10 protein-coding genes are annotated in these 11753 nt (G+C 68.4%); 7 read left to right on the top strand and 3 right to left on the bottom strand.

All coding sequences use genetic code 11. From position 1 onward, the window contains the following. The coding region (locus tag WBL05_RS06975) for a hypothetical protein (protein WP_424224719.1) at positions 1–258 on the top strand (258 nt) is incomplete at its 5' end. Positions 259–355: 97 nt separating this feature from the next. Here WBL05_RS06975 and WBL05_RS06970 read toward each other — a convergent pair. Both WBL05_RS06970 and WBL05_RS06965 read right to left on the bottom strand, forming a co-directional pair. Beyond that, complete coding sequence (locus tag WBL05_RS06970) at positions 356–619, bottom strand: hypothetical protein (RefSeq protein ID WP_424224718.1); 264 nt, start codon at positions 617–619, stop codon at positions 356–358. A 6-nt stretch (positions 620–625) separates the two neighbouring features. Next, on the bottom strand, positions 626–1594 hold the full coding sequence (locus WBL05_RS06965; RefSeq protein ID WP_424224716.1) for an SPFH domain-containing protein: 969 nt from the start codon (positions 1592–1594) through the stop codon (positions 626–628). Positions 1595–1713: 119 nt separating this feature from the next. Between WBL05_RS06965 and WBL05_RS06960 the strand changes: the two genes are divergently transcribed. From WBL05_RS06960 to WBL05_RS06935, 6 genes are all read left to right on the top strand, one after another. Continuing rightward, the gene (locus WBL05_RS06960) at positions 1714–2643 is read left to right on the top strand and encodes a diacylglycerol/lipid kinase family protein (RefSeq protein ID WP_424224714.1); all 930 of its coding nucleotides are present in this window, start codon (positions 1714–1716) and stop codon (positions 2641–2643) included. Further along, positions 2640–3827 carry a phosphatase domain-containing protein gene (locus tag WBL05_RS06955; RefSeq protein ID WP_424224712.1) on the top strand — a complete coding sequence of 396 codons (1188 nt, stop codon included), beginning with the start codon at positions 2640–2642 and terminating at the stop codon, positions 3825–3827. Before WBL05_RS06960 ends, WBL05_RS06955 begins: the two co-directional genes overlap by 4 nt. Before the next feature lie 51 nt (positions 3828–3878). Then, positions 3879–5225, top strand: coding sequence for a citrate synthase (locus tag WBL05_RS06950; RefSeq protein WP_424224710.1), 1347 nt, complete (start codon positions 3879–3881; stop codon positions 5223–5225). Positions 5226–5346: 121 nt separating this feature from the next. Next, the gene (gene tkt, locus WBL05_RS06945) at positions 5347–7407 is read left to right on the top strand and encodes a transketolase (RefSeq protein ID WP_424224708.1); all 2061 of its coding nucleotides are present in this window, start codon (positions 5347–5349) and stop codon (positions 7405–7407) included. Positions 7408–7593: 186 nt separating this feature from the next. Then, positions 7594–9621, top strand: coding sequence for an acyltransferase family protein (locus WBL05_RS06940; protein ID WP_424224706.1), 2028 nt, complete (start codon positions 7594–7596; stop codon positions 9619–9621). Positions 9622–9741: 120 nt separating this feature from the next. Further along, complete coding sequence (locus WBL05_RS06935; RefSeq protein ID WP_424224705.1) at positions 9742–10668, top strand: universal stress protein; 927 nt, start codon at positions 9742–9744, stop codon at positions 10666–10668. Positions 10669–10699: 31 nt separating this feature from the next. Here the strand turns inward: WBL05_RS06935 and WBL05_RS06930 are convergent. Further along, positions 10700–11753: alpha/beta fold hydrolase (locus tag WBL05_RS06930; RefSeq protein WP_424224704.1), on the bottom strand; the 1054-nt coding region annotated here is incomplete at its 5' end.

Raw genomic sequence — 11753 nt, 5'->3', positions numbered from 1 at the left:
GGGGTGTTCCACTGGACCTCACCGGCCGGCTACCAATACCTCGTCACCCCCGACGGCACCACCCGCATCCAAGTACCCGAAGAGGGAGCCGGAGCCGAAGCGGGGCCGGAGGTCAGGGCCGGAGCCGAGGCGGCAGAAACCAAGGCCGACACCGAGCCGGACCCAGCCGAAACCGAGACCCAACTCACCGAGGAGACCGAACCGCCAGTCCAGGCCGAGCTGCCAGACGAACCAGAACGTCTGGACGAGGCCAGCTGACCATGGGGTGAGTTCTGCGGGGTGGCGCAGCCATTCGGCGTGCCCGCACGCGGCCGAGGGCGGGCGCGCCCCACCACCGACGGGCGGTGGCGGCGCCCTACTCGGTCATGTCCAGGTGATCAGGGTGCTGAGGTTCCGGCTCTTCCAGCTCGGGCGGCTGCTGCCATTGCCCCTTGGGAGGCCGACCCCGCTTGGGGATGGGCTGCACCCGGCCCGGTAGCCGTCCGGCCTGCTGCAGCTGCTGGCGTAACAGCACCTCGATCTGGGCGTTCACCGAGCGCAGCTCGTCGCTCGCCCACCTCTGCACGGCGTCATGCACAGCCGGGTCCAGCCGCAGCAGCACGTGCTTTCGCTCAGCCATGTCGGCCTAGGTGTACAGGCTTCCAGCGTTGACCACCGGACTCACCCTGGAGTCCGAGCACAGCACCACCAGCAGGTTGCTGACCATGGCCGCCTTGCGCTCGTCGTCGAGGTGCACTATGGCGTCCACCTCGAGCCGGTCGAGCGCGTTCTGCACCATGGTGACCGCGCCTTCGACGATCTTCTCCCGCGCGGCAATCACCGCAGTGGCCTGCTGGCGCTGCAGCATCGCCTGGGCGATCTCCGGGGCATATGCCAGCGACGAGATCCGGGCCTCCACCACCTCCAGGCCGGCGATGGCGATCCGGTCAGCGACCTCGTGGGCGAGCTCGTCGGCGACCAGCTCGGTGGATCCGCGCAGGGTCGGCTCGCCGGGGGCGGCGTTGTCGTACGGATGCGAGGTCGCGACGTGCCGCAGCGCCGCCTCGGACTGCACACTGACGAACGCCTGGTAGTCCTCGACCGCGAACACGCTCTTCGCCGTATCGGCCACCTGCCAGACGATGATCGCCGCGATGTTGACCGGGTTGCCCTCGGCGTCGTTGACCTTGAGGTCGTTGGTCTCGAAGTTGTTCACCCGCACCGACACGGTGCGCCTGGCGCTGAACGGCACCGTCATCTGCAGCCCCGACTTGCGGATCGTCCCCATGTAATTGCCCAGGAACTGGACGACCTTGGTCTCACCGGGCTGCACGATCGTCAGCGAGCTGCTCAGGACCATCGCTGCCACGAACAACACGATCGCCAGCAGCACCAGCACCCCTGGTCCGCCGCCCAGCACGGCGGCGAAGAAGCTCAGCCCCGCCGCGACGAAGATCGCGAGGATGAGCACCAGGGCGATCCCGCCGCCGATGTACCAGGCCTTGTGCTCTGTGACGTCGACCCGAATACCGCTGATGCCCACCGGACGTCCGGCAGGATCGCCGCCGACGGAGTCGCCGGAGTCGTCAACGAGGGGGGATGCAGTGGGTTCCATCGATCTTCCTTCCAACGAAGTGATACCAAGAAGATATCACTTTTTCTTGGGGCAGAATAGCCCTTGTGAACAACACCCGCCGCGTATGGTTCGACAGGCCGTGCGCTCAACCCACCCCCGTGGCCAGCCAGCCGTTCGTGGTGGTCAATCCGCTGGCCAGGCGGGCCAGCAGCGCGGTCGCCGAGGTGGTCGGCCAGTGCGACCGGCTCGGCATCCCGATCCCGCGCTCACTCGCCACCACCCGCGAGCAGCCCGGCTCGGCACAGGCGCGCCAGGCCCTCGACTCCGGCGCCGACATGGTCATTGTGATCGGCGGCGACGGCACCGTCCGGCAGGTCGCCCGCGAGCTGGCCGGCACCGACACCCGGATCAGCATCGTCGCGCTCGGCTCGGGCAACGTCCTGGCCTACAACCTCGGCCTGGCCAACCACGACCTGGCCACCAAGATCTCCATCGCCCTGACCGGCCCAAGCGTCGAACTCGACGTCGGTTGGGCCAACCTGCAGACCGCCAGCGGTCAGCGCTTCGACGAGCCCTTTCTCACCATGGCCGGCATCGGCCGCGACGCCCAGACCGTCGCGCGCACCAGGCTGTCGTCCAAGGTGCGGATCGGCGCCGCCGCCTACGCCCTGCACGGGGTACGGCAGGCGATCCGGCCGCCGCTGCCGATGAAGGTCCAGCTGGACGACGACCAGCCGGAGAGCGTGCTGACCTGGACGGTGCTGGCCGGGCTGACCCGCCAAGCGCCCGGCGGAGTGGTCGTCTACCCGGACGCCCGGCCCGACGACGGGTTGATGGACGTGCTGCAGGTCCCGATCCGGAACCCGGTGCAGTGGCTGCCGGTCGCCGCCAAAGGCGTCCTCAACCCCGACCTGGACGTGGCCGTGCTGCGCTACCAGCAGGCCGAGCGGCTGCGGGTGCGGCCGTTCGACCCGCTGCCGGCACAGCTGGACGGTGACGTGGTCAACCGGGTGGTCGCGATGGACGCCCGGATCCAGCCGCGCGGATTGCGCGTCCAGGTGCCGCCCGAGTGCCGGGACGGGGCATGACCGGCCCGGCGGTCGGCCTGCTGCGCCAGCTGCTGACCGGACGCACCAGCGCCCAGACCGAGCGGGTCATCCTCGACCTGCTGGAGTGGGCCGACACCGAACAACTCAACGAGATGCTCGCCGACTCCGGGCTGACCGACCGGCTGGCCGCCACCATGTCGATCAGCCGCCGATCCGGACCCAGCCACCACGACCAGCTGCTGGAGCTCCTCGGCCGTAACCGGCGCCACGAACTCGACCTGCCGGCCCGGGCCGCGCTGATCCACGCCGTCCAGACCGGACGCACCTCCCGGCGCGACGAGATCTTCGTCCGCGACCTGTTCACCGACGTGCTGGGCGCCGACCTGACAATCCTCAAGAACCTGATCGATGCCACCCCCAACCACAACGACCTGGAGGAGCTGGTCTACCGCGACATCGACAGTGCCGAGGTGCGCGGGGTGATCCTCGCCCACATCGCCGAGCAGGCCCGGCAGGTGACCGGCCTGGAGGCGAAGGTGCTGTCCGACATCGACGACACCACCATCTGCAGCCTGCACGACCGGCGGTTCCCGAAGGGTGTGGTCTACCCGGGCGTGGTGGCCCTGTGGGAGGCGCTCGACGTCGGGCCCAACTCGAAACCCCGCTCCGTGGGCGACCTGACGTTCATCACCGCCCGGCCCGCCGACCTGCTGGGCTGGGTCGAGGACCAGACCCGCAGCAAGCTGCGCGGGGTGGGGGTACCGAGTTCGGCCATGCTGACCGGTTCGTTGCTGCACCTGCTCAGCCACGCCGGGATGGCCGAGAAGAAGATCCAGAACCTGATGCACTACCACAGCCTGTATCCCGAGTACCGGTTGGTCTTCATCGGCGATTCCGGGCAGGGCGACGTCCGGGTGGGGGAGCGGCTGCTGACCGAGTTCGCCGGGGCCGTGGACGCGGTGCTGATCCACGACGTGGTCGACACCGCCGCGCAGGTCCGCGCCGACTACGCCGAACGGGGACTGGTCTTCTTCGACACCTACGTGGGTGCCGTGGTCGCGGTGCACCGGCTCGGCCTGATCAGCGATGGCGGGCTACGAGCGGTGGCCGAGGCCACCCGCAAGGGCTTCGACGAGGTGCCCTGGCGCACCCCCGAGCAGGAGGCTCGGGCGCGCGCGTTGCTGGCCCGGGACCTCGCGACTCTGCCTGCGTGGGGAAGCTGATCAAGTTAGGGTGGTAGGCGCAGCGACGCGCACAGGAAGGACGTACCCGAGGTGACCGAATCCGTGGAAATCACCGGCCTCGACAGCGGAGACCTGGAACTGCCCATCGTCGAGGCCACCGAGGGTCCGTCGGGTCTGGGCATCGGCAAGCTGCTTGACTCCACTGGCCACGTCACCTTCGATCCCGGCTTTGCGAACACCGCGTCGTCCACCTCGGCCATCACCTACATCGACGGGGACGCGGGCATCCTGCGCTACCGGGGTTACCCGATCGAGCAACTTGCCAAGCAGTCGACCTTCCTCGAGACCGCCTACCTGGTGATTTACGGCGAGTTGCCCACCGCCGCACAGCTTGGTGAGTGGGAGGACCGGATCCGCCGCAAGACGATGGTGGACGAGCGGATGCGCGAGTTCTTCCGGATGTTCCCCCGCCGCTCGCACCCGATGCCGGTGCTGGCCAGCGGCCTGATGATGCTGTCGACGTTCAGCTTCGACTCGCTGGGTGACAGCCCGGAGGCGATCGAGAAGGCCACCGAACGGCTGATCGCGAAGGTTCCGACGCTGGCCGCCTATGGCTACAAGAACTCCCGCGGCGAGGCGATGCTGTACCCGGACAACTCGCTCAGCTACATCGAGAACTTCCTGCGGATGAGCTTTGCCTACCCGACCGAGCCATACGAGTTCCACGACGACATCACCCGCGCCCTCGACGTGCTGCTGATCCTGCACGCCGACCACGAGCAGAACTGCTCCACCTCGACGGTGCGGCTGATCGGCTCGTCCGGTGCGAACATCTACGCCTCGGTCGCCGGCGGGGTGAACGCGTTGTCCGGGCCGCTGCACGGCGGCGCCAACCAGGCCGTGGTCGAGATGCTGGCCGCCATCAAGGACTCCGGCATCAGCGTCAAGGAGTACGTCCAGCAGGTCAAGGACAAGAAGGCCGGCATCAAGCTGATGGGCTTCGGCCACCGCATCTACCGCAACTACGACCCGCGGGCCGCCATCATCAAGGAGCACGCCGACACCGTGATGCGGTTGAAGGCCGGCCGCCGCGACCTGCTCGAGATCGCCCAGGAACTGGAGCAGGCGGCGCTGTCGGACGAATACTTCGCCGAGCGCAAGCTGTACCCGAACGTCGACTTCTACTCCGGGTTGATCTACGAGGCGATGGGCTTCCCGAAGGAGATGTTCACCGTCCTGTTCGCGATCGGCCGGCTGCCTGGCTGGATCGCGCAGTGGCGTGAGCTGCGCGCCGACCCGAAGCTGAAGATCGGCCGTCCCCGCCAGGTGTACGTCGGCCCGCCGCAGCGGGACTATCTGCCGATCGGGCAGCGGTCCAAGGGCGCCGAGACCGCTCGGCTCAGCGAGTCGACCGGGGTGCTGCGGCGTCCCATCTAGGGAATCTGGCCGGACCGATGAAACCGGACACCGGGAGGATTCATCCTCTCGCCACTACACTCTGGAGTGGACACCCGCTCGTGAGCTCGAAGTCGAGCGCTCTCACTGCAAAGGAAGAACTGTGAGCAATCTCACCTGGACCGATGAAGACCGGCGAGTAGTAGATACTGCGCGCGTTCTGGCCGCCGACGCGGTGCAGAAAGTCGGCAACGGGCACCCCGGCACCGCGATCTCGCTGGCACCGGTCGCCTACCTGCTGTACCAGAAGGTGATGAACATCGACCCTGCCGACGACAAGTGGATCGGCCGCGACCGGTTCGTGCTCTCGGCGGGCCACGCGTCCATCCTGCAGTACTGCCAGCTCTACCTGGGTGGGCTCGGTCTTGAGATGGACGACATCCAGTCGCTGCGCACCTTCGGTTCGTTGACCCCGGGCCACCCGGAGTACGGGCACACCAAGTTCGTCGAGATCACCACCGGTCCGCTGGGTGCCGGCGTCAGCAACGGGGTCGGCATGGCGATGGCGGCGCGCCGGGCGCGCGGGCTGTACGACCCGAACGCCGAGGGTGAGTCGGTCTTCGACCACTTCGTCTACGTGATCGCCGGCGACGGCTGCATGCAGGAGGGTGTCCAGGCCGAGGCGGCGTCGCTTGCCGGAACCCAGGAACTGGGCAACCTGATCATGATCTACGACGACAACAAGATCACCATTGAGGGCGACACCAAGATCGCCTTCGGTGAGGACGTCGCCAAGCGCTACGAGGCCTACGGCTGGGATGTGCACGAGGTCGACTGGACCGCCGGCGCGACCAGCTACGGCGAGAACATCCAGGAACTGTACGACGCGATCATCGCCGCCCAGCAGGTCACCAACAAGCCGTCGCTGATCCGGTTGCAGACCATCATCGGCTGGCCGCTACCAAACCTGCAGGGCAAGGAGAAGGTCCACGGCTCGGCGCTCGGTGCCGAGGAGATCACCGAACTGAAGCAGCTGCTCGGCTTCCCCGACGAGCCGTTCGGCATCGACGAGGACCTCGTCGAGCAGGCCCGCAAGAACCTACGGCAGCGCGGCAAGCAGGTCCGGGCTGCCTGGAACGAGCGGTTCGCTGCCTGGCAGGAGGCCAACCCCGAGGGCAAGGCGCTGCTGGAGCGCGTCCGGCGTCGTGAGCTACCCGAACTCGAGCTGCCCACCTTCGAAGAGGGTTCGAAGGCCACCCGCGCCGCGTCGGCCACCGTGCTCAGCGCGCTGGCGTCCCAGTTGCCCGAGCTGTGGGGCGGCTCGGCCGACCTGGCCGGCTCGAACAACACCACCATGAAGGGTGAGCCGAGCTTCCTGCCCGAGAGCCGCACTACCGAGGACTGGCCGGGCGGGCCGTACGGCCGCACCCTGCACTTCGGTGTCCGCGAGCACGCCATGGGCGGCATTCTCAACGGCATCAACGCCGACGGGCTCACCCGCGCCTACGGGGGCACCTTCTTCGTGTTCGCCGACTACATGCGTCCGGCCGTGCGGTTGGCCGCGCTGTCGAACATCCCGTCCATCTTCGTCTGGACGCACGACTCCATCGGTGTCGGCGAGGACGGCCCGACCCACCAGCCGGTCGAGCACCTGGCCGCCTACCGGGCGATCCCCAACCTGGCCATTGTGCGGCCTGCGGACGCCAACGAGACCGCCGCGGCGTGGGCGGCTGCGCTGGCGCAGACCAAGCAGCCGGTCGGCCTGATCCTGTCGCGGCAGAACCTGCGCACCATCGACCGCACCAGCGGCGAGTTCGCGTCCGCCGACGGCCTGGCCAAAGGCGCCTACGTGCTGAAGGAGGCCAGCGCCGACCCGCGGGTCATCCTGATCGGCACCGGGTCGGAGGTCGAGGTCGCACTGGACGCCCAGAAGGTGCTCGAGGACGAGGGGATCCCCACCCGCGTGGTATCGATGCCCTGCCAGGAGTGGTTCGACGCACAGGACGAGCAGTACCGCAGCCAGGTGCTGCCGCCTGAGGTCACCGCCCGGGTCAGCGTCGAGGCCGGCATCGCGATGGGCTGGTTGAAGTACGTCGGCGCCAAGGGCCGCTCGGTCTCGATCGAGCACTACGGCGCGTCCGGCAAGGGGACGCTGCTGTTCAAGCAGTTCGGCATCACCGCCGAAGCCGTCGTCGAGGCTGCGCGGGAGTCGCTGGAGGCCTGATCCGTGACAACCTGACCGGAGCGGGGTCGTCGGTGATGGACGGCCCCGCTTGGCGTGTCCGGACGACGTGCTGTGCTGGGCATGTGCTGGCCCACCAGCTGGTTGAGGGGGTGGACGATTCGCGCGACGATCAGGTCGTGACTCAGCTGATTCGGTCCGAAAGCGAAGATTGGTAACCTTCAACAAATGCCACACCGACCTGAACTCGTAGCCCGCTATTCGGGCTTTCGACCCGAGGTTCAGGGGCTGCGCGCCGTCGCGGTGATGATGGTGGTGGTCTACCACGTCTTCGTCGGACGCGTATCGGGCGGCGTCGACATCTTCCTGCTGATCTCGGCCTTCTTCATGACCCTGTCGTTCGTGCGGAAGATCGAGTCCGACCGGCCGATCGCGATCGGCCGCTACTGGCTGCACACCTTCAAACGCCTGCTGCCGATGGCGGTGGTCACGATCCTGGCGACCTCGCTGCTGCTCGGCCTGCTGTACCCGGAGTGGGCGATCTGGGAGTTCCGGCCGCAAGCCCTGTCGTCCGCGTTCTACTTCGAGAACTGGCACCTGGCCGCGACGAACGTCGACTACTACGCCCGCGACGGCGGCCTGGCCTCCCCGTTCCAGCACTTCTGGTCGCTGTCCATCCAGGGCCAGGTCTTCCTGGTCTGGCCGCTGGTGTTCGGCCTGGCCTGGTGGCTGCGGCGCCGGTTCGGCATCGGTTCGGTGCGGACGCTCACCATCGCGTTCGCGACCATCTTCGCCGCCTCGCTGACCTATTCGATCATCACCACCAACACCAGGCAGGAGTTCGCCTACTTCGACACCGGCGCCCGGCTGTGGGAATTCGCACTCGGCTCGCTGTTCGCGCTGGCCATCCCATACCTGCAGCCTGGCAAGGCGGTTCGGGTGGTCCTCGGCTGGGTCGGGTTCATCGCCATGCTCGCGGTCGGCATCGTCGTCGACGTCCAGACCGCCTTTCCCGGCTGGATCGCGCTGTGGCCGCTGCTGGCCGCCGGGGCGATCATCACGGCCGGCCAGTCCGGTTCGGTCCTCGGGGTCGACCGCTTCCTGGCCTGGCGCCCGATCGTCAAGCTCGGCGACAGCGCCTACGCCCTCTACCTGGTGCACTGGCCGATCCTGATCACCTACCTGGTGGTGAGCGACCAGCAGGTGGCCGACCCCGCGGCGGGTGCGGTGCTGGTGGTGGCGTCCACTGCCCTGGCGATCGTGCTGACCAGGCTCATCGAGCAGCCGCTGAAGAACTGGGCCTGGCCGGAGGTGAGCAAGCGCCGGTTGGCGCTGGTGGTGGCCGTCTGTCTGGTCGGGGTCTCCGTCCCGGTGGGGGGCTGGATGGCCTACGACGTGAACCGGCTGAACCGGTTGGTCGCCGAATCGCGTGGCGACGGCTACCGCAACCATCCGGGGGCGCTGTCGCTGCTGCCCGGGTTCTGGTTCGAGGGCGACCCGGACGCGCCGGTGCTGCCGAGGGTGGGCAACCTGCGGGACCAGTGGGTGGAGTTGCCCGAACGTTGCTCCGGCCGGCTGCGGGCCGACGAGGGGGCAGCAGCCACTTACTGCCGGCAGACCCCGACGCTCGACGAGCCGACCAGGACGGTGGCGGTGGTTGGCAACTCGCACGCCCAGCAGTTCATGGGGACGATCATCCCGATCGCCGAGGAGCAGGGCTGGCAGCTGGTGTCGTTGGTGCAGCCGATCTGCAGTTTCGGGCTGGGTGGTCAGCCGGAGGAGTGCCTGGAGTCGAACGAGTCGTTCGGCCGTTACCTGGAGCGACTCCAGCCGGACGTGGTGTTCACGGTCTCGACCTGGGGTGCTGTGGTCGTCGGCGTCGATGAGCGGCTCGTCACCGGCCAGTCGCAGGCCATCGACCGTCTGGTGGCGGCCGGGATCCGGGTGGTCGGCATCCGCGACAACCCCCGGCTCGGGTTCAACCCGGTCGACTGCCTCGGTCGCCCCAGCGGTGACGGCGTAACCTGCAGCGTGGCGCAGGAGGTCGTGCTTGGCCCGGTCAACCCGGCCGAGGTCTGGGAAGGCCGGGATGGTTACGTGAACCTTGACTTCACCGACCTGATCTGTCCGGATGGTATCTGCCCGCCGGTGATCGGCAACGTGCTGGTCTGGCTGGACGGCGACCACCTCACCTCCGACTACGCCACCACGATCGCGTTCGCGGCCCACGACCGGATCCTGGCCGCAGTGGAGTAGCGGGCGGTGCCGGCTGCACCCGATGCCCGCCGGACCGCCGAATCGGCAGCTCATCCACCGTAAACTGGCCGCACCGAGCCGCGCTCGAGGTGGTGGCCACCAAACCCGGGGAGGTTGACTATGAGTACCGAAATCGCGTCTGCAGGCCGGATCGTGGTGGGAACCGACGGTTCCCAACGCGCCAGCAAGGCGGTCGAGTGGGCTGCCGATCGGGCGGTGGCCCGGAAGCTACCGCTGCTGGTTGTCTTCACGATGACCAACGCCAACATCCTGGTGGGTGAGGTGGCCGGCGCGGCCGCCACCCGGCAGCGCGACCAGCTGCGCGAGACCCTGAAGCAGCTCGAGCAGTTGCCGGACAACCTGCGGGCCGTGTTCCCCGGTCTGGACGTCAGCAGCGTGGTGGTGGAGGGCACCCCGGCCGAGGTGCTGGCACAGGCGTCCCGGGACGCTGAGCTGGTCGTGGTCGGCGCTCGGGGCGAGACCGCCCCACTGGGGGTCCGGCTGCTGGGAGGGGTCTCGGACGCGGTGGCCGCGCACTCGGTGGGGCCGGTGGCGGTGATCAGCGACGACGCCCACGAGAACCCCGGTGGCCCGGTGGTGGTGGGCGTCGACGACTCCGAACCGTCCCGGGCGGCAGTGCGGCTGGCCTTCGACGCGGCAACGGTCCGCGGTGTGCCGTTGATCATGTACTCCGCGTTCCCGTACGGATCGGCGGATGTCAGCCGCTATTCCGACCCGGCCAAGCACAACCCGTACAGCGAGGAGCACAGGCAGCAGATCACCGCCGAGGTGCTCGAACTGGCAGCCGACGAGATCGCGGCCCACCCGGACGTGCCGGTGGAGGTCAGGGTGGAGTGGGGGCGGCCGCAGGACGTGCTGGTCGAGGCGTCCAGGCAGGCCGGCCTGCTGGTGGTCGGCTCGCGGGGACGCGGCGGCTTCCGGGGGCTGCTGCTCGGTTCGACCAGCAAGCACGTGATCCGTGCGGCGCACTGCCCGGTGATCATAACCCGTGGTCAGGACGCCGAAGGCCGGCCGCTATCGGTGTAGCGACCGGCGCGACGGCGGTCCGGTGTCTTGGCTAACCGGCGATTCGGACGTCCTCGAGCAGGATCCGGTTCAGTTCGTCGGCCTGCTCGAAGGCGACGGAGTGGCCGCTGTCGGGTAGCTGGTACCAGCGCTTGTCGGGTGCGTCCAGCAGTTCGAACCACTGCCGGGCCGGGTCGACCCGGGCGGCGAGTTCGTGGTCGCCGACCATCAGGTAGACCGGCACCTCCAGGTCGGTGGCGCTTTGGCGCAGGTCGATGTCCTGCAGTTGCGGGTACATCACCGAGTGCATGTCCAGCAGGCCGCGCAGGACGTTGATCTTCTCCATCGGCGCGTACTCCTGCCCGAGCAGACCCCACGGGCCGAGCCGGGCGGCCATGCCCCGCTGCTGGTAGGCCTCGGGTGGGCTGTAGCCGCCCTCCAGCAGGGGATAAAGGCTGAAGATGGTGCCGTAGTCGATGGTTCCGCCGCGGTACGGTGGCGGTCCCATCTCCGCCAGCTGGGCGACCAGCTCGCCGTCCCCGTGGGACATCGCGTACAACACCAGGTCACGGTAGATCGCCTCGTCGGTGGCCCGGATGTCCACCATCTGGCCGCTACCCACGAAGGCGTGGAACAGCTCGGGGGCACGCTGGACAGCCAGCACGCCGAGCAGGCTGCCCCATGATTCGCCGACGAGATAGACCTTCTCCTGCCGGTAGCGATCGGTCAGCCATCGGGCAAGCTCGATGGTGTCCAACACCGCCTGTTCCGGGGTCAGGGTGTCGGCGTCCAGGGCAGGGTAGGACTTGCCGGTGCCGCGCTGGTCCCAACCCACCACCAGGAAGTCATCGGTGAGCGGCTCCAGCAATGCCCTGGAGTGGGGCAGGTCGCTCTGCCCGGGACCGCCGCTCAGGTAGAGCAGCACCGGGAGGTCGGCGCTGGCACCGCGCACCTGGATCCACTGCTCGTGGCCGCCGAGCTCCACTGTGATCAGCTCCGACACCGAGCCCTCGATGGGGTGGCCTTCGGCGTCCCGGAGCGGCGGCGAACTGGCCGGCCACAGCACCGAGGCGGCCAGCAGGGCAGTGACTGCGGTTGCGATGACC

Source organism: Brooklawnia sp. (genome assembly GCF_049651565.1).
GTDB lineage: Bacteria > Actinomycetota > Actinomycetes > Propionibacteriales > Propionibacteriaceae > Brooklawnia.
The sequence above is the reverse complement of the archived record's forward strand: the minus strand, read 5'-3'. Positions and strand labels throughout refer to the sequence as shown.

Excerpts from the sequence above, each read along its gene's own strand:
- WBL05_RS06970 (WP_424224718.1), bottom strand. The coding sequence starts at position 619 with ATGGCTGAGCGAAAGCACGTGCTGCTGCGGCTGGACCCGGCTGTGCAT.
- WBL05_RS06965 (WP_424224716.1), bottom strand. The coding sequence starts at position 1,594 with ATGGAACCCACTGCATCCCCCCTCGTTGACGACTCCGGCGACTCCGTC.
- WBL05_RS06955 (WP_424224712.1), top strand. The coding sequence starts at position 2,640 with ATGACCGGCCCGGCGGTCGGCCTGCTGCGCCAGCTGCTGACCGGACGC.
- WBL05_RS06940 (WP_424224706.1), top strand. The coding sequence starts at position 7,594 with ATGCCACACCGACCTGAACTCGTAGCCCGCTATTCGGGCTTTCGACCC.
- WBL05_RS06935 (WP_424224705.1), top strand. The coding sequence starts at position 9,742 with ATGAGTACCGAAATCGCGTCTGCAGGCCGGATCGTGGTGGGAACCGAC.